At 71.1% G+C, this 25,856-nt stretch carries 20 protein-coding genes; 9 read left to right on the top strand and 11 right to left on the bottom strand.

All coding sequences use genetic code 11. The annotated features are described in order from the left end of the window. Positions 1 to 311: 311 nt before the first annotated feature. On the top strand, positions 312 to 647 hold the full coding sequence (locus ABTZ58_RS23710) for a WhiB family transcriptional regulator (RefSeq protein WP_351360070.1): 336 nt from the start codon (positions 312 to 314) through the stop codon (positions 645 to 647). Positions 648 to 1,094: 447 nt separating this feature from the next. Here ABTZ58_RS23710 and ABTZ58_RS23705 read toward each other — a convergent pair whose 3' ends face one another. From ABTZ58_RS23705 to ABTZ58_RS23695, 3 genes are all read right to left on the bottom strand, one after another. Then, the gene (locus tag ABTZ58_RS23705) at positions 1,095 to 1,352 is read right to left on the bottom strand and encodes a hypothetical protein (protein ID WP_351360067.1); all 258 of its coding nucleotides are present in this window, start codon (positions 1,350 to 1,352) and stop codon (positions 1,095 to 1,097) included. 138 nt (positions 1,353 to 1,490) lie between these two features. Next, entirely contained in the window at positions 1,491 to 2,165 is a 675-nt protein-coding gene (locus ABTZ58_RS23700; RefSeq protein ID WP_351360064.1) for a DUF4232 domain-containing protein, read from the bottom strand. Between the two features lie 254 nt (positions 2,166 to 2,419). Continuing rightward, a complete protein-coding gene (locus ABTZ58_RS23695; RefSeq protein WP_351360061.1) occupies positions 2,420 to 4,483 on the bottom strand; it encodes an AAA family ATPase in 2,064 nt (687 codons plus the stop codon). A 195-nt stretch (positions 4,484 to 4,678) separates the two neighbouring features. On the opposite strand from ABTZ58_RS23695, the gene ABTZ58_RS23690 reads away from it, so the two are divergent. Continuing rightward, positions 4,679 to 5,083, top strand: coding sequence for a winged helix-turn-helix transcriptional regulator (locus ABTZ58_RS23690; RefSeq protein ID WP_351360058.1), 405 nt, complete (start codon positions 4,679 to 4,681; stop codon positions 5,081 to 5,083). A 364-nt stretch (positions 5,084 to 5,447) separates the two neighbouring features. Then, positions 5,448 to 7,304: an ATP-binding protein gene (locus ABTZ58_RS23685; RefSeq protein WP_351360055.1), complete on the top strand. Its 1,857-nt coding sequence runs from the start codon at positions 5,448 to 5,450 to the stop codon at positions 7,302 to 7,304. Between the two features lie 259 nt (positions 7,305 to 7,563). On the opposite strand, the gene ABTZ58_RS23680 is transcribed toward ABTZ58_RS23685, so the two are convergent. Further along, positions 7,564 to 8,424, bottom strand: coding sequence for an SGNH/GDSL hydrolase family protein (locus ABTZ58_RS23680; RefSeq protein ID WP_351360052.1), 861 nt, complete (start codon positions 8,422 to 8,424; stop codon positions 7,564 to 7,566). 441 nt (positions 8,425 to 8,865) lie between these two features. Here ABTZ58_RS23680 and ABTZ58_RS23675 point away from each other — a divergent pair, with 441 nt between their 5' ends. The 3 genes from ABTZ58_RS23675 (at position 8,866) to ABTZ58_RS23665 (ending at position 13,106) form a co-directional block, all read left to right on the top strand. Continuing rightward, complete coding sequence (locus ABTZ58_RS23675) at positions 8,866 to 10,239, top strand: DNA primase family protein (RefSeq protein ID WP_351360049.1); 1,374 nt, start codon at positions 8,866 to 8,868, stop codon at positions 10,237 to 10,239. Between the two features lie 162 nt (positions 10,240 to 10,401). Then, positions 10,402 to 11,406 carry a CPBP family intramembrane glutamic endopeptidase gene (locus ABTZ58_RS23670; RefSeq protein WP_351360046.1) on the top strand — a complete coding sequence of 335 codons (1,005 nt, stop codon included), beginning with the start codon at positions 10,402 to 10,404 and terminating at the stop codon, positions 11,404 to 11,406. Between the two features lie 356 nt (positions 11,407 to 11,762). Next, on the top strand, positions 11,763 to 13,106 hold the full coding sequence (locus ABTZ58_RS23665) for a class I SAM-dependent methyltransferase (RefSeq protein ID WP_351360043.1): 1,344 nt from the start codon (positions 11,763 to 11,765) through the stop codon (positions 13,104 to 13,106). A gap of 215 nt (positions 13,107 to 13,321) precedes the next feature. Here ABTZ58_RS23665 and ABTZ58_RS23660 read toward each other — a convergent pair whose 3' ends face one another. From ABTZ58_RS23660 to ABTZ58_RS23650, 3 genes are all read right to left on the bottom strand, one after another. Continuing rightward, complete coding sequence (locus ABTZ58_RS23660) at positions 13,322 to 14,257, bottom strand: AraC family transcriptional regulator (protein WP_351360040.1); 936 nt, start codon at positions 14,255 to 14,257, stop codon at positions 13,322 to 13,324. Between the two features lie 78 nt (positions 14,258 to 14,335). Next, entirely contained in the window at positions 14,336 to 14,932 is a 597-nt protein-coding gene (locus ABTZ58_RS23655; RefSeq protein WP_351360037.1) for a hypothetical protein, read from the bottom strand. Between the two features lie 140 nt (positions 14,933 to 15,072). After that, positions 15,073 to 15,531, bottom strand: coding sequence for a nitroreductase family deazaflavin-dependent oxidoreductase (locus tag ABTZ58_RS23650; RefSeq protein ID WP_351360034.1), 459 nt, complete (start codon positions 15,529 to 15,531; stop codon positions 15,073 to 15,075). Between the two features lie 204 nt (positions 15,532 to 15,735). On the opposite strand from ABTZ58_RS23650, the gene ABTZ58_RS23645 reads away from it, so the two are divergent. Next, on the top strand, positions 15,736 to 16,656 hold the full coding sequence (locus tag ABTZ58_RS23645; RefSeq protein WP_351360031.1) for an MBL fold metallo-hydrolase: 921 nt from the start codon (positions 15,736 to 15,738) through the stop codon (positions 16,654 to 16,656). A gap of 84 nt (positions 16,657 to 16,740) precedes the next feature. Here ABTZ58_RS23645 and ABTZ58_RS23640 read toward each other — a convergent pair whose 3' ends face one another. Then, on the bottom strand, positions 16,741 to 17,925 hold the full coding sequence (locus ABTZ58_RS23640; RefSeq protein WP_351360028.1) for a hypothetical protein: 1,185 nt from the start codon (positions 17,923 to 17,925) through the stop codon (positions 16,741 to 16,743). Positions 17,926 to 18,505: 580 nt separating this feature from the next. On the opposite strand from ABTZ58_RS23640, the gene ABTZ58_RS23635 reads away from it, so the two are divergent. Then, positions 18,506 to 19,624: a glycosyltransferase gene (locus ABTZ58_RS23635; protein WP_351360025.1), complete on the top strand. Its 1,119-nt coding sequence runs from the start codon at positions 18,506 to 18,508 to the stop codon at positions 19,622 to 19,624. A 66-nt stretch (positions 19,625 to 19,690) separates the two neighbouring features. Continuing rightward, positions 19,691 to 20,695 carry a zinc-binding dehydrogenase gene (locus tag ABTZ58_RS23630; RefSeq protein ID WP_351360022.1) on the top strand — a complete coding sequence of 335 codons (1,005 nt, stop codon included), beginning with the start codon at positions 19,691 to 19,693 and terminating at the stop codon, positions 20,693 to 20,695. Between the two features lie 35 nt (positions 20,696 to 20,730). Here the strand turns inward: ABTZ58_RS23630 and ABTZ58_RS23625 are convergent, their stop codons facing one another. From ABTZ58_RS23625 to ABTZ58_RS23615, 3 genes are all read right to left on the bottom strand, one after another. Beyond that, the gene (locus ABTZ58_RS23625) at positions 20,731 to 22,728 is read right to left on the bottom strand and encodes an ATP-binding protein (protein ID WP_351360019.1); all 1,998 of its coding nucleotides are present in this window, start codon (positions 22,726 to 22,728) and stop codon (positions 20,731 to 20,733) included. Positions 22,729 to 23,125: 397 nt separating this feature from the next. Further along, entirely contained in the window at positions 23,126 to 24,934 is a 1,809-nt protein-coding gene (locus ABTZ58_RS23620) for a sensor histidine kinase (RefSeq protein ID WP_351360016.1), read from the bottom strand. Then, a complete protein-coding gene (locus ABTZ58_RS23615) occupies positions 24,931 to 25,755 on the bottom strand; it encodes a response regulator transcription factor (RefSeq protein ID WP_351360013.1) in 825 nt (274 codons plus the stop codon). Before ABTZ58_RS23615 ends, ABTZ58_RS23620 begins: the two co-directional genes overlap by 4 nt. Between the last annotated feature and the right edge of the window lie 101 nt (positions 25,756 to 25,856).

Below are 25,856 nucleotides of genomic sequence, written 5' to 3'. Positions count from 1 at the left end.
GCGAGATCACAGACTGCCACCCCGGGTGTGAGCGGCTGTCAGCCGTTGGCGACCAGCAGAGAGCCTGCACGCCGCCGGCAGGGCCCCGCCCAGGCGTGGCCGGCCGCGTCGGCACGACGAGCACGGGCTGGGGCGGCTGGTTCATCGTGCCGGCGTCCTGCCCTCGGCCGGACGGGACGCCGGCAGGCGCCGAACCGTGACGGGCTCACGGCCGTAGAACCAAGTGCCGCAAGAAGCCGGGAGCCGCGTGCTGTCCGCCGCCCCACCGGCGGTGGGCCGGTGTTCCGGCAGTGCTACAGGAGTGACATCACATGAAGGCTGCCAAGTCCGTTCCCATGCCGTTGACCACCGGTGCGGAGGCCTGCACCGCCTACGACGGGTTCTTCCCCGACGACTACCACGCCGGTAGCCCCGAGGTCCAGGCGGCCACGGCCCTGTGCCGCCGCTGCCCGCTGGTGCGCGCCTGCCTCATCTGGGCGCTGGACAATCCCACGCTGACGTACGACGGCATCTGGGGCGCCACCACTCCGGCTCAGCGCAAGGTGCTGCGCCGGGACCTGTTGCGTCGCCTGGGCCGGGAGAAGCTGTCGCGCACACTGCAGGCGGAGTACGACAGGACCATGGCCGGTCTATCCAGGGCCGCTTGAGCCCCGGCTCCCCGTACCCTCACGTGCTGACCACCCGGGACGGCGTCGACCGGCCGGTGGGGAGGCCAGGGCGGTCAGGGTGCGTGTCGAGTTGCGCCGACCGCCCCTGGGGCGCCGAGGTCTCACCGTCCCTCACAGCCGCCGAACGGCGCGCCCGGCGCGGCTGCGTCCCCCTCGTGCTGACGGACAAAAGTTCCTTCACGCCGCCGAGATCACCGCTTTCGAGGTGGCAACGGCGGAGCCCTGGTGAGTCTCTGTGAGGGGTGCCGTGACACCCCCCACGCACATCACCGCTCCGGATGACGGGCGGCTTGCGCGCAAAGCCGGTGCCGCCGCGTGCCGAGAACCCACGGCCGGGGACGGCCACAGGCGCCCGCGAGGTCCCGGCCTCCTTCCCAGGAAGCCGGGGGCCGCGTACCGGGCCCCCGCAGCCCATTCGGCTTGCTCTCAGCGCGCTGTGTCCGGGGCCCGGGACATCTCGGCGCGCACCGCGTCGATCGCGCGCTGCGGATCGGGCAGGGGCACGCCGTCGAGTTCGTGCACCTCCACCAGGCCGAGCAGTGGCGGCAGATCGCTCAGTTCCTCGTACTCGACCCGGCAGGACCCGCACGCATGCAAATGAGCTTCCAGCGCGGCGCTGGCTGGTTCCTCACGGGCATTGAGCAACCGGGCGGCGAAGGCATGGCGGGTGTGCTCACAGTCCACGGGTGCCTCCGGTAGGGGTGTGCCGCCGAACCGTCGCGACACCGCGGCGGCCACCTCATTGTGCCCTGGTTCGCCTCAGCCGCGCCGTGCGGTTGTGGGTCGGTCGCGCCGGGCCGCGTAGGCGCCCGCGGGTTCCGTTCAGGACGTGAACGGAACCGCTTCCTGCGGGTTGGTGTGCCAGTTGGTGACGAGGGGCTTGTCGACCAGGATGGTGCCGGTGGGCACCGACGTCGGGTTGGGGTCGCTGTCGCTGGTGGCGACGATGACGGTGGTGTACTCCACTCCGCCGTCGTTCGTGGTGGTCTTGGGGGCGACACCGGCGTAGACGGTCTTGCTTCCGGAGAGGGTGATCTCCTCGCCGGCGGTCTGCTCGGCCGGTGCGGCTTCGATGCCGCCGGACCCGAAGGCGATGGTCGGGTGTCCGCCGGGCAGGACGCAGGTGATGCCGGGCTTGGCCTTGGCGCTGAGCTCGACGTAACCTCCGCCCTGCGTCTTCGTCTTGTAGCCCCAGACGAGGTCGTTGGTGCCGCAGCCCTGACCGTAGCCGCTCTTGTCCTTCGCCTCGTCGGAGGAGCCCTCGCCGGAGCCGGAGGAACCGCCGCTACCCGTTCCCGACCCGGATGCTCCCTGCTGGCCCTCGCTGTCCGCCTTGTCGCCGGCGGCGGCCGACGGGCTCTTCGCCGCGCTGGAGGGGGTGCCGGCGGAGGTGGACGAGGACGGTTCGGCGGAGCCGCCGTCCTCGCAGGCCGTCATGAGGAGCCCGGTACCGAGGAGGGCCGCGAGGGTGATGGCGGTGCGGGGTCGGTGCTTCATGCTGAGAGTCCTTTTCGGTCTGGGTGTCGGCCTACGTGGCCCCAGGGGTCCGGTGGCGGCTCTGAGTGCTGCTGGTTTCCCCCGTCGACCAGCACGACGGACGGATTCCGTCCAAGGTTCAATGGCGTGGGACGCCATGGCCCGACTGTCACCGGTTGGTGACATGACAAGGGTCAGGTGGCCCCGTCCGCCCGTACCTCCAGCAGGCGGCGGTGGCGATACCCGGGGCAGCGCTGCCGACGAGGCGAGGCGCCTCAGGCCCGCGCCGCCCGACCGGAGGAGGACCACTCCTGGCGTCGCCACAGTTCGTCTGTGAGGTGGGTGATGCCCGCTGCGAGGTAGCGCCTGTAGGTGCTGATGGGCAGGTTGAGGCGCGCGGCCGCCGCCTCCTGGGTGGCACTGCGTCCGAAGTAGGTCGTCTCGACGACGTGCCGCAGCTTTTCGAGCCGGGGGGTGCCGCTCAGTGTCCCGGCGGCCTGTTCGATGGCCGCCCGCAGTCGGGCGACCCGCGCCTCCGGGTTGCCGGGGCCGACCAGCCGGCTGTTGACGAGGGGGTTGGCGGCCAGAGAGGTCTCGTGGTGCCAGGCGCGCAGCGCGTGGCGGACCGCGGTGTCGAAGTTGCTCCGGGGCAGTAGCGGGGCATGGTCCGACGGGCTCGGACGCTGTGGCCCGTACAGCAGGCGATCCCCGCACAGTTCGAGCCACGCGTCGCGCGGGACGGCTCGCCAGTCGTGGACGAAGGCCGTGGTCAGTTCGCCGTCGAGGCGGAAGTGGTCGAGGTAGTCGAGCAGCGGTTCCCAGAAATCGGGGTTGGGGAGCACCACGAACGACACGGCCAGAGAACGGTTGTGCAGGTACTCGGCCAAGGACCGCATGATGGTGAGGTCTCCGGCAGGGCAGGGCACGGGGTCGCCGTTCTCCTGTGCCACGAACCGGACGACGGTCACGTGTTCACCGGGGCGCAGGGGGCTGGTCCGTTCGGTGTACTCCCAGAGGGCCGCCAGGAGGGGGTCACCGCGCCTTTCGTCGTCGGTGAGACGGGTCAGGCGCAGCAGGGTGAGGAACCCGGCGCAACGGCCGGTGTCGGGACGGCGGTGCACGATGAACGCCTCGGGCTGCCGCTCCAGCCAGAACTGGGCGAGGGTGCCGGCGGAGGGGTCGGAGACCTGGCGGGCCAGCCGGATCACGTCCTCACGGTCCTCGGGCCGGTAGGCGTCCTCGAAGAGCTCACCGCGGCCGCGCCACGTGATGAACCGGGCGGCCACCTCTCCGTTGCGGTGTAGGTAGTTGAGCGCCATCATCGCCGGCAGCAGCGCCGGGCCCCGGGCCTCCAGTGCCCGCTCGATCAAGGAGGCCCGTATCTCCCGGTGCATGGTCTCCCATCCGCGTGGATCCCGTATCCGCAGATCCGTGTTGAGCAGGTCACGGACCAGATCGTGCGGGAACAGCCCGTGCGGAGAGCTTTCGATGAACGGCTGGCGGCGCAGCCAGTCGTACATCGTCCTCGCGTCGTCACCGAACGTGGCTTTCAGCAACTCCTCCGTCGTCGTCAGTAGATGAGCGCAGATCTCCAGTGCTCGCTGATGGGAACGGGAGGGGACATTGCCCACGAGTTGTTCCAAGAGGCTCTGCAGGACCTCCTCGGACGGTGCCCACCGGGCGGTGCCCTGGGTGTCGGCGACCGCGACCTCGGCCGCCAGGGCCAGGGCCAGGGGATGCCCGCCGGCGAACGCCAGGAGGGCGGGACGCAGTTCCGTACGGACACCGCGGGCGTTCAGAAGGGCGTCGGCGTCCTTGTCGGACAGGTCCTCCATCGCCACCGTCCGCAGCAGTCCGTGCCAGGCGGGATCGGCGCGCCACTGCACGGCGGGGGGCAGCCGGCTGGCGATGACCACCAGGGTGTCACCGGGCAGGCGGGGCAGGAAGTGGTCCCTGAGCCAGGTCTCCAGGCCCTGGCAGCGTTCGAAGGTGTCGATCAGCAGGACGCTGCGGGCGGCGAAGGCTCCTGTGGCCGATGCTTCGATCCCTGCGGGCGAGGCGGGCACCGTTCTCGCGTCGATCCGTATCACGTTCCTGCCCGCTGCCTCCGCCTCGTCGGCATAACGCCGCAGCAGGGTGGACTTGCCCACCCCGCCGGGTCCGTGGAGGTAGAGGACGCAGGCACTGCCGGGCTCCCCCGCCAGCGAGTCGCGGAAGAGTGCCAGCTCGGCGCTGCGGCCCACGAACGCCCGGTCATGCGTCTGCCGAAGGCGCTGCCCCAGGCTCACCTGCGGCTGAGGAAAGGACAACGGCTGGGGTACGGGGCCGGGTATGTGCACGTGTCAAAGTTAAGCGAACGCGAGGCGCTTCGCAGGCGGCTTCGGCGGTCGACCGTGACCCCGCCGGGGTGCGAGGCGGGACGCGCAACAATCAACATCGGTTCCCCACAGACCAGTTACGTATGGTGACAAGAAACGACGGGTATCTACAGTGGACGGCCAGGACCGCACGCGTGTACAGGTGGTGAGCCGGAGGTGACCTCCGCAACTCGACGGTATCCCCGCAGAGGCCGGGGCAATCTGTTCGATCCGCAGTGCCCGACCCGCCGTCTGCTCGACAGGATCGGCACGAAGTGGATGTCGATGGCCGTCAAAGTGCTGGCGGAGGCGTCTCCGGAGGAGGTGCGTTTCGCGGAACTGCAGCGCAGGATGGCCGGAGTCTCGCAGAAGATGCTGTCGGTCACGCTCCAGAGCATGATCCGCGACGGCCTGGTCAGCCGCCGGGTGGAGGAGTCGGTGCCGCCGCGTGTGCACTACCGGCTCACCCCGCTCGGCCTGTCGCTGGAAGGGCCGCTGGCCGCTGTCCGGGCATGGGCCGAGGAACATATGGCCGAGATCGACCGCGCCAATCAGCGAAGCCGAGAAGACGTCCGCGATTGACGCAGGCCGAAGACGGCAGGCCCAGGTGCCGGAACGTCAACGACCTTCGTCGGTGACGGCAGCCTCCGTCACCGGACCTGTCCCCTGTTCACGCTGCGCAGCGGAGTCCGGTCGGGTACCTGCCCCGGGAACCGGGCTCCGGCTCGGACATGACGGCAGCCGGCCGGTCACTCACCTCTCAGGTCAGCAGTGAGAGGAAGTGAGAGCGCAGTGAACTGTTGAGTGATCAGCTGATGGTTGTTGACTCCCCTGGTCGGTGGCAGGGCAGGCCCGCAGGCCAGGGAGAGGGACGATGTCGGCACAGCAACACCGCGGCGGGCGCGGCGTTTTCGCTGTCGCAGCCGGTACGGGCACGCCGGATCCGGTGCCTGCCTTGCCGGGGGCGGATCTGTGCTTCCGCCTGCTGGGCCCCCTGGAGGCACGACGCGGGGAGACGCTGCTCGATCTGGGCCCGCCCAAGCGCCGGGCCCTGCTGCTCAGGTTGCTGCTGGCGGGCGGTCGCGCGGTGTCTGCGGAGCGGTTGTGCGATGACCTGTGGGACGGCCTGCCGCCCTCTGCGGCCATGTCCTCGATCCATGCCCACGTGTCCCGGCTGAGATCGGTGCTGGAGCCCGGGCGGTCAGGGACGAGACAGGCCAGGGTGCTGCGTTCCGTTCCCACGGGATACGCCCTGGAGATCGCTCCGGAAGCCTGCGACAGCGTGGTGTTCGAGCGGGCGGTGCACCAGGCGCACCGCTTGGCCACCCAGGGGCGCGTCGGCGAGGCCCGTAGGGAGGTGGAACGCGCACTGGCGTTGTGGCAGGGAGTGCCTCTCGCCGACGCCTGGCGCTCCAGGTTCGCTGAACAGGAAGCAGCGCGTCTGACTGAGCTGTACCTGTCCGGTGAAGAGCTGCGCACGGGACTTCTCCTGCAAGCCGGGGAAGGCGCCCGGGCCGTCGCCGCCGCCGAGGCCCTGGTGGAGCGGGACGTGCTACGGGAGACCTCATGGGTGCTGCTCATGCGCGCGCTGTACTTCGCGGGCCGCCCCGCGGAGGCGCTGGTGCGGTTCGAGACCGTACGCAATCTGCTGGACGCGGACCTCGGGCTCGAACCCAGCCCTCTCCTGCGCGACACCCAGGCGGCCATCCTGCAGCATCGGGTAGCGGACCTGAACCCGCCGTGGCAGCAGCCCTCCCTCACCGGTCCCGCCCTCCCCCGTCCGACGCCCGGGCCTGAGAGCGCCGTACCGCTGGTGGGGCGAGACGTCGAACTGGGGCTGCTGATGGACACCCTGCGGCTCGCGGCGTCAAGCCGCCCCGCATGGGCGGTCGTCTCCGGCGGCAGCGGACTGGGCAAGACACGACTGGTCCAGGAGACGGCGGCACATGCCCGGGCGGACGGCTTCGCCGTGCAGTGGATCCGATGCGCCCACGAGAGTCAGGCACTTGGCCGGTGCGGGGACACGGACGGTGAGCGCCTCTTCGGTCACAGTGACGTGACGACGCTGACGGCCGAGGGGGACGGCCAGCCGCTGCTGTACATCGTCGAGGACGTCGATCAGGCGGCCGAGCCGTTGCTGAGGAACGTGCGTCGGGCGGCGGTGCGCGGTCTGAGCGGACCGCTGGCCGTGGTGTGCACGGTCACCGACAACCCTCCGCTGAGAGCCGAACAGCTGCTGGCGGACCTCGCGCGCCAAGGCGCGACTCGTCTTCAGCTGGCTCCGCTGACATGCGATGCCGTCCACGACGCACTGCTCCTGAGTGCGGGTGGCCGGCATCCCAAGGTAGCGCCGTCCCGTGACGAGGCCCAGGCGGTGCTGCGGCGCTGCGGCGGCATCCCGTTCCTGCTGAACGAAGTACTCAAACTGCCGCCTCATCAGCGCTGGGGAAGCGAGGCCGTGGTTCCCGCGTCCGTGCGCAGTGTGCTGAAGGTGCGGCTGGCCAGGCTGACACACCCCGCGCTGATGGTGCTGCAGGCTGCGGCAGCTTTGGACGAAGACGCTGCCGCCCGGGACCTGGCTGCCATAACGGGTCAGCCCCTGGAAAGCTTGCTGGAACAGGCCGACGAACTGCTCGAGGCTGGTCTGCTCGACTGGACCGCGGGATCCGCTCCGGCGGACCCCGGCACGTACCGCTTCACCTCCGGACTGCTGCGTCAGACCGTGTGGGAGGAGACGACCTCGTCAAGGCGCTTCGTGCTCCGACGGGCCGCGGCGCGCACGGAGTCCGCGGCCCGTCCCTGACCGGCTGTCGCGCAATCCTCCCGGGTGAATGGCCCGGTCACCGAGGGGACTTCACGATGGCCCGCCCTTGGCCGGGAAGCAATCCCGGAACGAGCCGCGCTCCCGGGGCACGGCGCGGTGGGTGAAGTGACTCGTCGGGCCGGCGGTCACCGTGGCGTACAGGGCGCGGTTTCCCTTGCGCCGCGTCGCATGATGCTGCGCCCGTGGGGGAGAGGGCGCGGTGGGAAAGGCATGGCGCCTGTCCCACCGCGCCGCCGTGTTACTTCTTCAGACGCGCGTCAACAGCCTGGGCGATGAACAACTGCCCCATGATGTTGGGGTGTACGGCCATGGTGCCGGGAGCCGGGTTCAGCGGCGGCTCGATCCAGCGCTTGTTGGCCGGCTGGCACATGTCGTGCCCCTTGGTGGCGTTGTACACGTCCACGAAGACAGCCCCGGCCTTGCGCGCTTCGGAGGCTAGCATCGAGTTCAGCCGCTTCGTGGTGTCGCGCAGGTAGGCCACGTCTCCGTCCGCGATCGGTGCCAGGGGCCTGCACTTGGCACCGCTGTCGGGCACCAGCGAGGGGTAGCCGACCACCGCAACCCTGGCCTTCGGGCTGCGACGCTTGACGTCGGTCAGCACGTCACCGAAACGCGGAGCGAGCTTGTTGACACGCTGAGCCAGGACGTCCGTCCCGCCCTGCGTGTGAGCCGCCTTGCAGGGAGCACCGGTGGGCTGTGCCAGGCCCTGCAGCACACATGCCGTGATGACCTCGGCGAACCCGATGTCGTTGCCGCCGATCGTCAAGGTCACCAGCGTGGTGTCCTTGCTGAGTGCCTGTGCCTGCGGCGGCTTGCTGCCCTGGTGGTTCCAGATGCTGCGGGTCGTCGCACCGGAGCAGGTGACATCCTTGAACGAGCCCACCTTGTACACGTCGGCCATGAGCGACGGGTAACTCGAGGTGGAGCGCTTGCACTCGGCGTCCTTCAGCTGGCTGAGCCCGGCACCTGAGGCGTAAGAGTCGCCCAGGGCGACGTACCGCGTGCTCGGCTGGTCCGCCGAAGCGGTGGTGGCACCGGTCGTCAGTCCCGCGACAGCCGCGCCCGCGACCGCCACGGCCACCGCTGTGCCCTGCGTCAAGCGTCGAACTGTGAATCTTGCCACTTAATGTCCTCTCACCTTATGGGGCAGACAGGAGGCCCCACAGTCGCTACGTCGGCATCGACCCGCCGGTTCACGCTCGGGGCGGCACAACCTTCACCCGACGGATGCGCCGGCCCGAGCGCTGGCAGGGTGCGTCCGCGCAGGCGATGAGCGCGTATGCGGTCCGGCGTGCCGCCAGTACAGGGCCGAAGGCTGCCGCGACCGAACGACAGGAGCGGTTCAGGCGGCCTCGTCCACCGTGGTCACACAGCCGGACGGCCCGGGACTGTGTGAGGTGGGCAACCCCGGGATGTCGTCATGGCGGTGAACCAGTGTCGGGCAGCCGCCGTTCAGCGATACATACCCCCGGCTGACTTCTGTGCGGGCGGTCGGCCGGGGGTGACATGAGAGTCCGACTGCCGTCTGCGAGGAGCGCTCGTGACCATCCAGGCACCGCATTCACCGGGCTTGTCGCTCAGTGCCGGTGGGCTGCTTCCGGACACCTTGACAGACCACGGCGACGCCAAGTTGTTCGTCGAGCTGTACAGCCGCATGTTCCGGCATGTTCCGGGACTGGGCTGGTACCGCTGGGCCGGCCATCGATGGAAGGCCGACGAGAACGCAACGGTCATCTGGACCGCGGGAGAGATGGCCGATCGGCTGGCACTGGAAGACCCCACCGGTCGGTTCACCACCGCCGATCTCGCGCGACACCGTCGGCGGGCGCTGTCGACGGCCGGTATCAAGGCGATGCTGTCACAGGCCGCCTGCGCGCCCGGTATGACCCTGAGCGCGTCGCTGCTGGACGCCGACCCGTTGGAACTGTGTACGCCGGCGGGAGTGGTGGATCTGCGCGACGGTTCACTGAGCCCCTCCGACCCCCTGGTCCACCGGAATTCCCGGTCCACCACCGTGGCACCGCGACAGATGCCCACGCCGCGCTGGGACGCCTTCCTGCGGGACACGTTCGGCGATGACGGCGACGGCGCTGCCATGCGGTCGTACGTCCAGTTGCTTCTCGGCTACTCGGTCACCGGCGAGGTCGGGGCCCAGGTGCTGCCCTTCTGCTACGGGCGGGGAAGCAACGGCAAGTCCGTCCTGATGGAAGTCATGATCAGGATCCTTGGTGATTACGCGGACGCCGCGCCGCCGGGTTTCCTCCTGGAGAGGTCCTACGACGCCCATCCCACCGACCTGGCCGAGCTGCGCGGCCGACGCCTGGTCGTCTGTGCGGAGTTGGGGCCGCACGACCGGTTCGACGAGGCGCGCGTGCAGTACCTGACCAGCGCTGATCAGCTGTCGGCGCGCCACATGCGCGGGCAGTCGTTCAGTTTCACACCGACGCACAAGTTGTGGTTGTTGGGCAACCACCGTCCCGAGGTGGTGACAGGAGGGCCCGCCTTCTGGCGGCGGATGCGCCTGCTGCCCTTCGACCGGGTGGTCGACGCGGAGCGCAGGGTCGACAATCTGGCGCGGGTCATGGTGGCAGAGGAAGGGCCGGGCATCCTGCGATGGCTGCTGCACGGAGCATTGCGCTACGTGCACGGCGAACGGGACCTGAGCGGACCGCGCAGGGTGCGGGAGGCGACGGCCGCATACGCCGAGACGGAGGACCACACGGGCCGGTTCCTCGCCGAGCGGCGGGTGTGTGCGGGGGCGGGTCCTGCCGGGGGCGGCCGTCTGTACGCGGAGTATCGGCGATGGTGCCGCTTCGAAGGTGAACCGCCCGTCAGCGCACGCGACTTCATCGTGCGGTTCCGCGAGGTCTGCGCGGGCACCCGCCCCGCATCGCCCAGGACATCGCCGCCGTAGCCCCGCGTTTGAGGAGCACCATCGGGGCGACCGAGGGCAGAGACCGTCTCCATCCGCGGGTAGAGAGCCCCTTCGTACCGCCGGGCGATGCCTGGGGGCGGCAGGCGCCGGGATGCTGTGGTCATGACGACGCAACCGCCCGCAGCGCTCGAGTATCACCGGATGGCCCGGTCGGGGGGCCACCACCGCTGGTGGCGCCCGCCGCTGGCCCTGCTCTTCCTGCCTGTTTGGTGGATCGTCCTGTACTTGGCGATGGACCTCGTGGCCTACTTCACCGGCGTGGCCGTCGGTGTCCCGGAGAAGACCCGTGAGGAGCTGGCCTGGACACCGCTGCAGGACACGGCGCTGGTCCTGCTCTCCCTGGCGCTGGCGATCCCCGCGGTGATGCTGACCGTGAAGTGGATCGAGTGCAGACCGCCAGGTGCCCTGTCCTCGGTCACCGGCCGGCTGCGCTGGCGCTGGCTGGCCCTGTGCGCGGGCGTCGCGGTGCCGATCACGGCCCTGCCGATCGGCGGGGCGATGTTCCTGCCCGGCAGCGCGGACCCTGACGACATGTGGGTGGGCGGGGAGGCGTGGCTGCGCGCCGCCGTCGTCCTGGTGGCGATAGTGCCGTTCCAGGCGGCGGCCGAGGAGTACGTGTGCAGAGGCTGGCTTACCCAGGCGGTCGGCGCCTATGTGACGCGATGGTGGATCGCCGTCGTTCCGCAGGCCGTGCTGTTCGCGGCCGCCCACGGATGGGGAACACCCAGCGGGTTCCTGTCCCTGACCGTCTTCGGTCTTCTCACCGGCTACCTCACCGTGCGCACCGGCGGACTGGAGGCCGCCATCGGGATGCACGCCGTCAGCAACACAGTGATCTTTCTGCTGGGAGCCTCCGTGGTGGGAGGACTCTCCTCGGACGAGACCGCCGCCGACGCGCCCTGGTCCATGGCGCTGATCGACATGACGGCGACCGTCTTGTACACCGTCGTCGTGCTGTGGCTCCATCGCCGGCGAGGGCTGCGCGGGCAGCCGGTGAGCCCGAAGGCCCCTGCCGTCACTGTCCACCCGGAGCAGGCGCTGCCGGCTGCTGGCACCGCTGCTCCGGGCCCGGCCGTCCCCGGCACCACCGACGACGACGCGACCCTTCAGCTCGTCCCGGCGATCGACTCCGGAGGGGCACGGTGACCGCACAGCACCCCGAGCGGCGGCACCGGTGGCCGGGCTGCGGCAGCCGCTGCGACTAGTCGGCTTCGCGCGGCCGTCGATCCGTGCCCGCGCGGCGGGTCGGGCACGGGACGCAGCCTGCGGAGCAGCCACGGCGGTCCGCCCCGTCGACGACGCGGGGGAAACGAGGATGCCTACGGATGTGAAATCCGTGCGCGGGTTGTGCGGCGTGAACCGACGCTGTCCTGGCCTCGTTGTCCTCCACGATCACTCATCGCGCCCGCCAGGCCCGCCCCGGGACGGTTGCGCGGTGGTCGGGACCTGGGCGACCAGTGTCCGGGCTGCCGACGGGTGCGACACCTTCCAAGGAGGAACCGATGTCCGAGGTCGCCGCGGTCCTGGCCAGAGGTGCCGCATACGCACTGGGTGAACCGCTGCCCTTGCGTGTCCGCGCGTGGGACGGCAGCGAAGCCGGACCGCAGGACGGGCCGGCGCTCGTCCTGCACAACCAGCGTGCCCTGCGTCATCTGCTCTGGCAGCCCGACGAACTCGGTCTCGTACGGGCCTGGGTGACCGGTGACCTGGAGATCAGCGGGGACCTGTACGAAGCCCTCGACCGGATCGCCGGGCTTCTGTGGGAACGCGATGAGGACCCTTCACGCTTCTCCGCGCTCACCCGTGCGGCCACCCTCCTGCGGACCCCGGGAGCGGTGAGCACGTTGGGCAGGACCCTGGCGCTCGCTGGTCGTCTCCGTCCGCCGCCGCGGCCGGCAGAGGAGGTCGTACGCCGCCGGGGCCGGGCACACACCCGAGGTCGCGACCGTGCCGCGATCAGCCATCACTACGATGTCGGCAACGACTTCTACGCACTGGTGCTGGGCCCGTCGATGGTCTATTCCTGTGCCTATTGGGACTCCGCCGAGCCCTCGCCGGACGCGTCGCTGGAGAAAGCGCAGTCCGACAAGCTCGACCTCATCTGTCGCAAGCTCGCCATTGAGCCGGGGCAGCGGCTTCTCGACGTTGGTTGCGGCTGGGGCTCGATGGCCCTGCACGCCGCCATGGACTACGGAGCCGAGGTCGTCGGGGTGACGATCTCCGAGGAACAGGCGGCCCTGGCGCGTGAACGCGTTAGCAACTGGGGCATGTCCAAGCAGGTGGAGATCCGCGTGCAGGACTATCGCGACGTCACGGACGGCCCGTACGACGCGATCTCGTCCATCGGCATGGCCGAGCATGTCGGAGCGGATCAGTACCGCGCCTACGCGGCCCATCTGCACACGCTTCTGCGGCCCGGCGGTCGTCTCCTCAACCATCAGATAGCCCGCCGTCCCCTGCGCGACGAGGAGTCCTACCGCATCAACGCGTTCATCGACCGCTACGTCTTTCCCGACGGCGAGCTGGCACCCGTGGGATCGACGGTGTCGCTGCTGGAGGCAGCCGGGTTCGAGGTGCGCGACGTGGAGGCGCTGCGGGAGCACTACGCGGTGACCCTGCGCGCCTGGGTGGCCAACCTGGAGGCCAACTGGAGCCAGGCGGTGCGCCTCGTCGGGGAGGGGCGGGCCCGGGTGTGGCGGTTGTACATGGCTGCCTCGGCTCTCGGCTTCCAGCGCAACACCATGGGCGTGAACCAGATCCTCGCGGTCAGGACCGCGACCGACGGCACATCCGGCATGCCCCTGGTGCGGACCTTCGGGGAGAGGGCGTTCTCCATGGCGACCTGAGGTCCCCTGTCTGCCTGTGGTCCCGCGCACGGGGCGGACCTGCGGTGCACCCGCGGCTGCCCCGGCCGTACGACAGGCCGGGCGGGCGGCGCCCACTGCCCGGGAGCCGGCAGGTGGACGCCGGCGCGGTCCCGCCCTGCACCAGACAGCTGCGCCGGACAGGTGAGCACGCGGCCTTTTCGCGCGGGTGACCGACGCGCCCTCGCGGCGATTCCTCAACCGGCCATGGCGGGGACGGCCGTGGTTTGCTGCTCCTCGCGCCAGCGCTTGCGGTAGCCGCCTGCCGCCTGACCGAACTCGCGCTTGAACGCGTTCGCGAAAGCGAACTGGGACGAATAGCCCACGCGCGTGGCGATGGACGCGAGAGGAGCGTCGGTCTCCCGCAGCATCCGGGCGGCGGTGGCCAGCCGCCACCAGGTCAGGTAGGCCAGGGGCGGCTGTCCCAGGAGCGCACTGAAGCGGCGGGCGAAGGCCGCGCGCGACAGGCCGGCCCGTGCCCCCAGTTCCTGCACGGTCCAGGGCTTGGCGGGATCCTCATGCATGCTCTGCAGTACGGCAGCGATCGCAGGGTCCTCCAGCGCGGCTGGCCAACCGCGCTGTCCGGACCTGGCAGCCTCCTCCGCGGTGTACGCGCGGATGATGTAGATGAGCAGGAGATCGAGCAGCGACGTCAGCGCTGCACTGCTTCCCGGCTGGGCCTCCTTGAGGTCACCTCCGAGAAGGTCGACGGCGGCGCGCAGGGAGGGACGGTTCCCCACCGAGGCGGGCAGGTGCACGACCGCGGGCATCTCGGCCAGGAGCGGGTGCGTCCGCTCCTGATCGAGGCGGTAGGCGCCGCACAGCAGGTCCACGGGAGTGTCCTGGGCCGCGGGCTGCGCCTGCGGTGCGCCGGACAGCGAGTCGGCGGGCAGGACGGGGACGGACTTCAGGTAGTGCTTCGACCCGCGAGGCAGGAGCACGACATCTCCGGCGGTGAGGGCCACGGGCGCGCCGTCGACCGGGACCAGCCAGCAGCTTCCGCTCAGGACGACATGGAAGCCCGCGCCGGGAAAAGGACCGTGGCACTCGCTCCACGTTCCCGAGTTCTGCGCCCGGGCGGTGATCGGCCGTCCGGTGCGCATCATGGTGATCACATCACTGAGGACATCCATGGCTGACACTCTAACGGAAGTGTTGGAGGACGCATGAGTATGGATGCCGGGAAAAAGTCTACTCAGCGTCCGTTTCGGTCATCGGCCCCGGATCAGGTCGGACGCCATCGCGCTGGGTACGACAAGGTCCGTCAGCGCCTCCTCGAAGGCCGGCGGTCCTTCCTCCGGAAGGGAGGCGAACCACTTGCCGTCGACGCCCTCGCCGTTGACCTGGCCGGGCTTCGTGTCCTTGGCGTAGCGGTACACCGGCAGCCCCGCCACCGTCAGCTGCTCGGTTCCGTCGGGTCGTTCCAGCGAGCCGAGGAGCTTCGTGTCCAGACCGGGGGGCAGAGAGGCGCCGTCCGCGGGTACCGGCGGCCACAGCCGCGCGCATTCGCCCGTACAGGCCGACTGAGGAGGCGTGTGCTTGTCCTGGGTGAAGCGGTAGAGCGTGAACCCTGCGCTGTCCGTCACGACCGGGCCCAGCTCGGGGTCGCTGGCCAGTGTGAGCACGCCCGCGGATGCCGCACCGTCCTGGGCGGAGGGTATACCCGTCGTGGCACCAGCCGCCGAAGCGGCCGGCGTCTTCGGGGAGTCGCCCGTGCGGGCGTTGCTGTCGTCGCCCGTCCCGCATGCGGTGATCGTCGCCAGTGCGAGGGAGGTCAGTGCGAGCGCACCAACGCGATAGAGGTTCATGAGATCCGCTCTCGTCGTGGCCCCCTGTCAGGAGGCTGTGCCTGCTGCTACGGGCAGGCGCCGGAACGGGTTCACCACTGCACCGGCCCGCCGACGGTGGCGGGGCGGACGCACCGGCGAGAACGAGGCGGGTCAGCCGGTCACTCGGGCCGTCCGTGGGGTTCGAGGACGACGACGGGGATCTCCCGGCCCGCGCGGTGGCGGTAGGTCTCGAAGTGCCGGAACGAGGCGGCGGCCACGGGCCAGAGGCGCTCACGTTCCTGCGGATCGGCCACCCTGGCGCGTACGGCGTGCCGCCGCGCGCCCACCTGAACGACGGTGACCGGGTGTGCCAGCAGATTGTGGAACCATGCCGGATGTCTGGGGTGTCCGCTCTTGGAGGCCACGACGATGAGGTTGTCACTGTCCATGACGTAGATCAGCGGTGTGATCCGGCGGATCCCGCTGCGCGCGCCCCGGTGATGCAGGAGCAGCATGGACGGCAATCCGGGCAGGTGGTGGCCGAGTAGGCCGCGGGTCGTCCGGTAGAGGGCCACGTGCAGTCGGGTGAGCCGGCTGAGGAACGCCCAGTTCCTGTCGACCCATGGCAGTGCGTCCATGGCGGCACACAGTAGTGGACCACCCGCTCGCGGTGGGGCGGCCGGTCGGCGGTGCGCGGCCGACGTGCTCCTCGCGGACCGGCCCGGTCCGGAAGACTCCTGCGTATAGATACGAGCCCATGACGCATAGGAACGGCCGTGCCAGGGCCATAACTTGGCGGCAGGCGAGGCACGGCCCGCCGCGCAATTTCTATGGAGGCCACTATGCAGAGCACCATCACGCTGGGCGACGTGAGTGTCACCCGAGTCGTCGAGTGGGAGGGTGACATCGCCCCCGCCCTCGACATCGTGCCCGGCAGCACACCGCAGTTGTGGGAGGAGAACCGGTCCTGGCTGGCCCCGGACTTTTGGGACCCCGAGTCGGGGCTCTACCGGGCGCACATGCAAACCTGGGTGGTCCGCAGTGGGGGCAAGACGATCCTCGTCGACACGGGCGCGGGCAACGACAAGGACCGGCCGTACCTGCCCGTCTTCAGCCGGCTGAGCACCGGATTCCTCGACGACCTCGCACGGGCCGGCGTGCGGCCCGAGGAGGTGGACTACGTCATCAACACGCACGTCCACGCCGACCACGTGGGATGGAACACCGTACTGGCCGGCCGGGAGTGGGTGCCGACGTTCCCCCACGCGAAGTACCTGATCAACAAGACCGACTTCGAGTTCTGGAACCCCGTCAACGGTACGGACCGCAAGGCCGTCGCTTTCGGTCTGCCGGCCCATCTCGGCAACCAGAACATGTTCGAGGACAGCGTGGCCCCGGTGCACCAGGCCGGCCAGGCGGTGCTCTGGGAGGACAGCTACGTCATCGACGAGAACCTCCGCCTCGACCTCCAGGCCGGGCACACCCCCGGCTCCGCGGTGCTCACGCTGGAGTCCGGGACCGACCGTGCCGTGTTCGTCGGCGACATGATGCACAGCCCCGTACAGATCCTCGACCCCGATCTGCACACCTGCTTCGACGAGGACCCCAGGCAGGCGAGTGCGACGCGCCGGCGGGTGCTGGAGTGGGCGGCCGACAACAACGCGCTGGTCCTCCCCGCCCACTTTCCCGGTTCCGGCGCTGCCGAGGTCGAGCGGAACGGGAGCCACTTCTCCATCAAGGAGTGGGCCTCCTTCGGCCGCTGACCCGCCTGCCGGCGGGCGGCGACCAGATCCGCCGCGCCGGTGGCCGTCGGCACACCGTCGCGCTCATCCCCCGGTCCTCTCCGCTCAGCAGCCGTCGAGCAGGGACGGAGCGCGCCACGTGTACGCGGCCCGGTGCCCGGCGGAGCCGGCGGACGCCGGTTCGACGCGTCCGCCGGACCGTCCGGTCACGTACTTGTCGTAAGGCACGCTGGCCAGGGTGACCGCGCACCCGTCGGCCACTTGCAGGTGCCAGATCTGGCCGGAGTCCTTTGTGGTGCAGTCCGAGAGGTACGCGCCCGTGCCATTGGTGTCGAGGCACTTGTTGGCCTGGACATGCTTGAGCAGATAGGTGCCGTCGTCGACGGAGTAGCGTCGCCAGACCGGGTCGCAGGCTCCCTGGGCGACGCCCCTGTCCCCCTCCCGGGCCAGACAGTCACCGGTCTGCGCGTGGGTCAGCCGGTGGCGCTGTGACTCCCACTGGCCGGGGGAGGGCAGCGCGGCGACCTGATAGGCGGGTGTGCCGTCCGCGGCGTTGGCGTTCTCACCGGTCTCGTCCTCGTCCGCGGCGCCCGATGCGTCCGCTTCCGGTTCCCGGGCGTCCGGCGGCACCGGACTCTCGCCCTCCTCGTCCCCGTCCTTGGTCGGCGTTTCGTCGCCCTGCTCCACGTCGGCAGTGTCCGAGGGGGTGCCGTCGAGAGCCGGCGGTACGGCCGGTGGATTGTCGGGGCCGCTGGCCACCAGGTCCGCGAGGCCGGTGTCGTCCTTCGGCGCGCCGTCCTCGCTGCCGTCACCCGATCCGGCCATCAGCACGACCACCGTGATGAGGACGGACACGGAGGCGGCACCCGCGACCAGCAGTGGTCTGACCCGACGTCCGGTCCGCTTCCGTGGGGCGTCACCGCCAGAGCCCGGCTCGCCGCCGTCTTTGGCGGCGGTGCCGCCGTCGGGGGGAGCACCGGTACCCCGGAAGGCGGCCGTACCCGGCTCGCCCGCCGCCGCTGGTGTGAACTGCCCGTCCGGGGCGGCATCCGGCCGTCGGGTGCTGAGCTTGGAGATCCGGCTCAGCCTGGTTTCCTGCGGCTCCTGACGAGGGCCGGGGTGAGAGTCCTCCTCGTCCTCGTCAGGCTCTCCGGCGCCGGATGCGGTGGCGCCCAGTGCTGCCAGACGTCGTGCCGCGCCCGTCCGGGTGCCATGCCGGGCGATGGCCAGGTCCAGTGCGTCACCGAGGGGGGCCGCCTCGGACCGGGGCACCGCCTGACGCTTCGGCACGCGTTGCCCTGGCCCTTCTTCGTCCTGGACCTCCCGGGGACGGTGTTCCTCGGGCTGGTGTTCCGCGGGATGCTGTGTGTTCCCCACGTGTCCTCCGTGTGGTTGAGCCGTACCGGTGGTGCGGCGGCCCTCCACCGCCGTTCCTGCCCTTCCCACTACGAGCGCTCCCGGTTTCGGTTCAGTGGCGGGGCGCGGCGTCGTGTCGAGGCGCACGGTGCGCGACGGGTCGCACGGGCCGATCAGGCGCAGGTCACCTGGGAGGCGGGACAGATGTCCGGCTCGAACCGGCGATCTGATCCTGGTGTCCTCACAACGGCCTTCGCACGGAGGGCGGTTCGAAGAAGGGGCGAAGGCCGGGGCGGCGTGACAGGCGGGACCCCATGGTCGGCCGGGCGCCCGGCGGAACCGAGCAGGAGTGAGCACCGTTTGGCGTACCGGCTGAGCAGTCGCTTCCCTCATGATGGCGACAAGGCCGTGGGCCGGACGTACGGCGTGTGCCCGAGCCGCTGCGGGAGGCGCGCGCCGCAGGGGCCAAGCCCCCGCGGCCGGCCACGTCGCTGTTCCCCAACGAAGGTCTCCCATGCGCATCCTGTTTTCCAGCACGCCCGCCCACGGTCACGTACTGCCTCTTCTTCCGCTGGAGAGGGCGGCCCGCCGGGCCGGTCACACCACCGCCTTCCTGACCCACTCCTCCGTCGCGGAACTGGCCGCCCCCACCCGGGTTCACTCGGCGGGCGCGGCACTGCCGGACACGCTGGAGGAGTTCCGGCGCAGGACCGGGACGGACGCCACGACCGACATGAGCCCGGCGACGGTGGGTGAGTTCTTCGGCGGTACGCGCGTGGATCTCGGAGCCGAGGACGCACTCGGCGCGGCCCGGGACTTCGCTCCGGATCTGGTAATCGCGGAGACGGCGGACTTCCTGGGTCCACTGGTCGCTTCCCGGCTCGGTGTGCCGTGGGCGTCGCACGGTGTGGGCATAGCCCTGGAGGCGCCGCTGGCCGAGGCCATGTGGGCGACGGCCGCCGCTCGCGCGCGGGAGCGGGACATCACGCTGGTCCGGCCGTTCGCCTCGGTCGATCCGTGGCCGGACTGCCTCCAGCGGGATGACTGGAAGCCGTCGCAGGACCGCATCACCATCCGTCCCGAAGCTCATGAGGGGGAGGGCGCCTCCGACTGGGAGGCGCCGGTGTTCGACGGGCGTGAGCACCTGCCGTGCGTCCTGGTGACGCTGGGCACGGTCATCGACGACGCCGACGCGCTGACCGCGCTCGCGGCTTCGCTCATGGAGTACGACATCAACATCGTGATCGCCCTGCCGCCGTCGTCCGAGCCGCGGACCCTGCCGGTGCAGAGCCCGGCGGTGCGCGTGACCGGCTTCGTGCCGATGGCCAGGTTGCTGCGGGGAGTTGACGCGGTCGTCTCCTCCGGCGGCGCCGGCACCGTGCTGTCGGTGCTCGGTGCCGGCCTTCCGATGGTGATCTGGCCTCTGGGCCTGGACAAGCCCCTCAATGCCGAACGGGCCGCGGCACTCGGCGCCGCGGAGGTCATCGGCCGGGCCGGCGAGGCCGGGGCCGCCGTGACCCGGGTGCTGGAGACACCGTCGTACCGGGACGCGGCGAGGACCGCGGCAGACCGGATCGCTGCCATGACGCCGGCCGAGGAGGTTCTGTCCCTCCTGACCAGCCGCAGCGGGTGAGACCTGCCGGACGGCGCACAGCACCCCGGTCGGCACACGGGCCGGCGACAGACAAGGAAGCAGAAAATGCACGCAGTACGGCAGCACTCCTTCGGGCCGGCCGACAACCTGGTGTACGAGCAGGTGGAGTCACCGTCTCCCGGCCCCGGTGAGGTGCGGATCGCCGTGTCCGCGGCGGGCGTTCACCTCATGGACACCGTGCTGCGGGCCGGACGGGATGTCGGCATGGCGCTGCCGCGACTGCCCATGACGCCGGGCCGGGAAGCCGCGGGCGTGGTGGACGCGGTGGGGGACGGGGTCGACGGTGTCTGGCTGGGCGCGCGCGTCGTGGCGTATCTCGGGGCGGAGCGCAACGGTGGCTACGCCGAGCTCGCCCTGGCACCGGTCGAGGCACTGCACCGCATCCCCGACGGCCTCGACGACGACGCTGCCGTGGCGATGATCGGCACCGGCCGGACCGCGGTGGGTGTGCTGGAGCAGGCGGCGCTGACGGAGCGGGACACCGTGGTGGTGACGGCGGCGGCCGGCGGGATGGGCACGCTGTTCGTCCAGGCGGCGCGGGCGGCGGGCGCCGTGGTAGTCGGGCTGGCCGGCGGTGCGGACAAGACGTGGGCGGTGCTGCTGCAGGGCGCCGACCGTGCCGTCGACTACTCCCTGCCCGGCTGGCAGGCCCAGCTAGTCGAGGCCCTGGGCGGTGCCCCTTCGACCGTCGTCCTGGACGGTGTGGGAGGGCAACTCGGCCGCGCCGCAGCCGAGTCGCTCGGCAGGGGCGGGCGGCACCTCTACTTCGGCTGGGCGTCCGACGAAGGACGATTCGCCTCGTTCACCGATCAGGAACTGGACGAGTACGGCATCACCTCGCAGCTCGTGGTGGGCCCTGCGCTGTTCGCGCTGCCGGGCGGTGTTCGGCGGCTGGAGGAGACGGCGCTGGCCCAGGCGGCGTCCGGCCTGCTGCGTCCAGTCGTGCACTCCTTCGCCCTGTCCCGGGCGGCGGATGCCCACCGCGCGCTGGAGACCAGGGCCACGCTGGGCAAGGTGGTCCTGCGCCCGGAAGCCGCTGACCGTATGTGACGGCCCGTCCAGCCGTCTCCTGCGCCGGAACGGTGTCAGGGCGGCCCCAGCGGCAGACCGGACTGTTCATGACGCCACATCATGTCCTCGACACGTGCATGGGCGGTGGCCAGATGACGCCGGTACGTGCTGTACGGCAGGTTGAGCCGGCCGGCCGCCGCCTCGTGGGTGGGTGCGCCCGTGAGGTAGGCGGCCTTGGCGGCCCGGAACGCCTTGTCGCCCCCGCGTTCGCCGGCCAGCGCCTCGATGGCGTTGGTCAGCACCTCGCGCAGGGACATCCCGTGCTCGGTGACCAGGCGGCTGTTGCGCAGGGCGTTGACCTCCAGCGCCTGCGGACTGCGCAGGTCGCGCAGCGCGCAGCGCACGGCGGTGGCGAAGTCCGTCCGGCTGGTGAATGGAGCTGCCGCCGTGGTCCGGTCCGGACCGGAACCGGACAGCAGCGCCTGCTGTTTGTGCGCCAGCCATGCCGCGGGCGGGACGTCGCGCCAGTCATGGGCGAAGAGACGGTAGGCGGCCTGGCCCACGGTGACGGTGCGGGACAGCGGGGCCATGTCGCAGTACTCCATGTGCGCGTTCCAGAAGCCGTCGTCCCGCAACAGGATGAACGACCACGCGGGCGGCGTGCCCCGCAGCAGTTCGCCCAGCATGCGCCAGAGCATCAGGTCCATCACGGGGGAGGGGCGCTGGTAGTGCTGCGGATGGATGTTGAACCGGCTGACCGCGATGTGCTCGCCGGGCTGCGCCGTGCCGTGCGCCCTGACGTGCTCCCAGGCCGCGTCGGCGACCGGATCGTGCCCGCGTCCCTGGAACGGCTGCATCCGCAGCCAGGCGGAGACGGCCGTGGTCGCCCCGGATCCGCGCAGGCGCTGCACACGGAAGTCGTGCGGCAGGCTGCGCAGCCAGTAGCGGGCGATCGCAGCCGATTCCGGGCCCTCCGCGCGGTCGACGAGCGCGAGCACCTCGGCCTCGGCGGAGGGATCGTAGGGGTGGTCCTCGACCAGGCCCGGGCTGTACCAGCCGTGGGTCTGCGCCATGTGGCCCTCGCCCCGGTAGAGGAACTGCAGGGAGCCGACGGCCCCCAGCAGCCGGTCGGCGGAGGCGGAGCCCACTTGGTCGATCAGATGGCCGTGCAGGTCGCGGAAGAGCTGGTCGAAGCCGTCGGGGTCACGCCAGCGCAGGTCGGCGGCGAGGGCCTCGCGTACCACGTCGTGCGGGAAGAGACCCGCTGAGCAGTGGTCCATGAACGGCTGCTCCCGCAGCCACGCGAACACCTCCGCGGCGGTGTCGCCGATGACGGCCCGCAGGAGGCTTTCGGTGGTCAGGTGGGCCTGGGCGCTGACTTCGAGGGCGCGACGGTGCCGCAGGCTCGGCAGGTCTCCCAGTACCTGCCGCAGCAGCGAACCGATCACCTCCGGGCCCGGGTTCCACTGCCCGGACGTCTCCGGCCCGGCACCCCCTCCGCGCGCCGCGTGGGCGGCCAGGACGAGGGCGAGCGGATGTCCGGCGGCGAAGGTGACCAGGGACTGCTGCCGGGCCGGCTCGATCCCCTGCTCGTCCAACAGGGCGACGGCCTCGTCCGCGCTGAGGGCTTCGAGCCGCACCACTTTCAACAGGTCGGCCCAGACCGGGTCCGCCGCCCAGGTCGGGTCCGGAGCGTGCCGGCCCGCCACGGCCACCAGGACGTCGGCCGGCAGGGCGGGCAGGAACTCCTCGCGCAGCCACGTCTCCAGATTGCGGCAGTACTCGAAGGTGTCGATCAGCAGCAGCGCGCCCGGGGCGTGCGCGGCGGCGGCCGCGGCCTTTTCGAAGGCCTCCGGTGTGTCGGGCACGGTCCGGCCGTCGACCTCGACCACGAGTCGGCCGACGGCGCGTGCCTCGTCCGCGAAGCGCCGCATGAGGGCTGACTTGCCGATTCCGCCGGGGCCGTGCACGTACAGCACGCACGGGGCGCCGGGACGTCCGCCGAGGGCGTCCCGCAGGAGGCCGAGTTCGGCGCGTCTGCCGACGAACGTCCGGTCCCCGGCTGCCTGCAAGCGGTCCCCTAACGTGCCCGGGGGCGGTGTGTTCATCGCTGCCTGCCTCTCTCGCGCCGCCCTCCTACGCGATCGGCGGCCGTGTGCCGGTGCTCCTCTCACCAGGGGCGACGACACAGCTCATGTCGTCGGGTGGTGGTGAGGTAGGCCCACCGGTGCCCGCGTGGTGGGCCGTTCGCGACCGGCGCCGTGAACGGTCCACGCTACTACGTGCCCTCCAGGGGCCTCCCCGAGTCCTGAACCCGAACCCGAACCCGAACCATGACGCCCCGGAGTCCTGAACCCGACCCATGACGCCTCGGCGGGCCGCCGAACTCGCCATCGGCCCGCCGCCGGACCCGGAGCGGCAGCCTGAATGCCGCATCCGACGAGGGCCGGGGCCTGCCCCGGCAGGTGGTTACACGTGCTCAACGGCGGTCGCGGGCAGCCGGAGCGTGAACACCGTGCCCTCGCCCAGAACGCTGTGGGCGGTGACCGTGCCGCCGTGGGCCCGGGTGAGCTGGCGGACGATGGCCAGGCCCAGGCCGCTGCCGCCGGTGCGTCTGCTGCGGGAGCGGTCGGCGCGCCAGAAGCGGTCGAAGACGCGGTCGAGGTCGTCGGGTGCGATGCCCGTCCCCGTGTCGGCGACCTGGATCAGCACCTCGTCGTCCCCGTCCGTCGCGTTCAGGGTGACCGTCCCGCCGACAGGGGTGTGCCGCAGCGCGTTCGACAGCAGGTTGGTGACGATCTGGCGCAGGCGTACGGGATCGGCGTTCAGCACCGGGTCGCCGGTCACGGACACCGTCAGCGTGATCCGGCCGGTACGGGCGGCGGCCTGCTGTCCCGCCGCGACCTGCTCCAGCACGTCCCGTAGGGCCAGCGGCTCGGGATGCAGGCGCAGGGTCCCGGCGTCGGCGGCGGCCAGGTCCCGGAGATCGTCGACCAGGTGCTGCAGTTGCACCGCCTCCTCCAGCAGGGAGGCGGTCAGCGCCTGGTCGAGCTCGGCGACCCCGTCCTGGGCGGCCTCCAGCCACACCCGCATGTTGCTGAGCGGGTTGCGCAGTTCGTGGGCGACGTCGCTGACCAGCGCCTTGCGCTGTTCCTCCAACCGCTCGCGGCGCTCGCCGAGGTCGTTGAAGGCCGCGGCGAGCTGACCGATCTCGTCGCGGGTGTTGATCCGTACCCGGCCGGTGTCCTCGCTCAGCGCGGCGTCGGTCAGTGCCCGCAGCGGCCGGACCAGCCGGGCACCTACCAGCACCGTGATGGACACTGTCAGCAGCAGCACCAGCGCGGCGGCGATGACGATGCGGGTGGTGTTCGCCGGTGACAGGTCCAGCCCGATGGCGCCGCCGCCGTCGGCGGGGGCACCGAGGTAGAGGGTGGCGGGCGGGGCGACGTACGGCCGCAGCTGCTGCCGGCGCGCGGAGTCGATGCACGCCTGACCGGCCGGGGACGCCTCGGGCGCGGTGAAGCCGAGGCCGACCCGAACCGGTTCCTCCCCCTGCCGCTTGGTGCACCGCGCGATCAGCCGGTTCAGCTGCTCCAGAGCGATGCGTTCCCGGTCGAGGGGCTGTTCCAGCTTCTCCAGGGCGCAGGCGTAAGACACCTTCCCCCGCTCTTCGGCGTCGACGTGGAAGACGGGACGGCCGCTGGGCGCGCGGGTGAGCCTGGGCCTCAGGCCCGTCCCGCGCAGACAGACCGCGACCCTGTCCGCGCCGTCGTCGAGTGTCCGCCGTTCGGCCTGGGTCAGCGCGTAGGGTCCCACCGCGCGTGCGTCGATGCGTTCGGCGCTCCCGCCTCCCGCCGGGGCGAGAGCGAGGGGGACGCGCAGTGGATCCACGACCGTCCAGGGCCGCTCGGGCAGCGGAGCGTCGGGCGCGGAAGCGGCGAGCATCGTGTCCCCGTCGCGGTCGACCAGGGTGATCTGCCGCCCGGTCGTCCGGGCGAGTGAGCGGACCGTCGCGTCGGCCCCGTGCCAGTCACGGTGGCTGGCCGCGTAGGCGAGGAGGGCGTCGTAGATACGCGCGTCGTCGGCGAGAGCCTGACCCTGCTGCTGCCGTACGGCACTGGTCGCTGTGCGTGCGGCCAGCCAGGCGGTGGCGGCCACCGCGCAGCAGGCGATGAGCACGGACGTGGCGAGCAGGCGCACCAGCAGGCTGCGGTGCAGAGGGACCCGGCGGCGTACCGGGGAGGCGCGGCCGGCCTGCGCTGTCGAACCCGGCGTCACGGCCGTTCCTCCGTGTGCCCCTCGTTGTCACCATGGCCGTCCACTGTCCGCCGCGCGGGCCGTGTCGGCGTCTTCTCGACCGGGCCGGACACCGTGTGCGCACCGGTGCCGGTGTCGGGGTCGGGGTCGGGGTCGGTGAGTTTGTAACCGACCCCGTACACGGTGACGAGCCGGGTGGGGCGGCGGGGATCCGCCTCGATCTTCCTGCGCAGATTCATCACGTGCATGTCGATGCTGCGTTCGGTGATGTAGCGGTCGAAGCCCTGGGTGTGAGCCAGGAGTTGGCGTCGGGTGAAAACCTGGTCGGGACGCGCGGCCAGCGCCGCCAGAAGCTGGAACTCCCCGGGGGTGCACTCCACGAGGCTGCCGTGGACGGTCACGGTGTGCTGTGCGCGATGGACGGTGACGGCGCCCACGCGCAGGGGGAGATCCGCCTCGCCACCGGTTTCCGGGCGCCGCACGCGCCGCAACAGGGTCCGTACGCGGGCGGTCAGTTCGCGCGGGCTGTAGGGCTTGGTGAGGTAGTCGTCGGCGCCCGACTCCAGGCCGGTGAGGAGGTCCTCCTCGGTGGAGCGCGCGGTCAGCATCAGGATCGCCAGGTCCTCGCGTTCTGCGCGTAGCATCCGGCACACGTGGTGGCCGTCGGCTCCCGGCATCATCACGTCGAGGATCAGGACATCCGGGCGCAGGGCACGGGCGCTGGCCAGTGCGGTCCCGCCGTCGTGCACGACGGTGGCGCGATGCCCCTCCAGTGTCAGGTAGCGGCGGACGACCTCGGCCTGTTTAGGGTCGTCCTCGGCGATCAGGGCGTGCGCACACATGCAGGTGACCTTACGGCGTGCCCGCCGGGCCGGGACACCCTCACATGACCCCCTGACAGGACCCTGACGATGTGACCCCGTTCGCCTTTTCCGCTTGCGCC

Origin of the sequence: Streptomyces sp. NPDC094143 (assembly GCF_040303825.1) — a bacterium.
In the GTDB taxonomy this organism is placed as follows: Bacteria; Actinomycetota; Actinomycetes; order Streptomycetales; family Streptomycetaceae; genus Streptomyces.
Note: the sequence above shows the minus strand (reverse complement) of the source record. Positions and strands in the feature narration are given on the sequence as shown.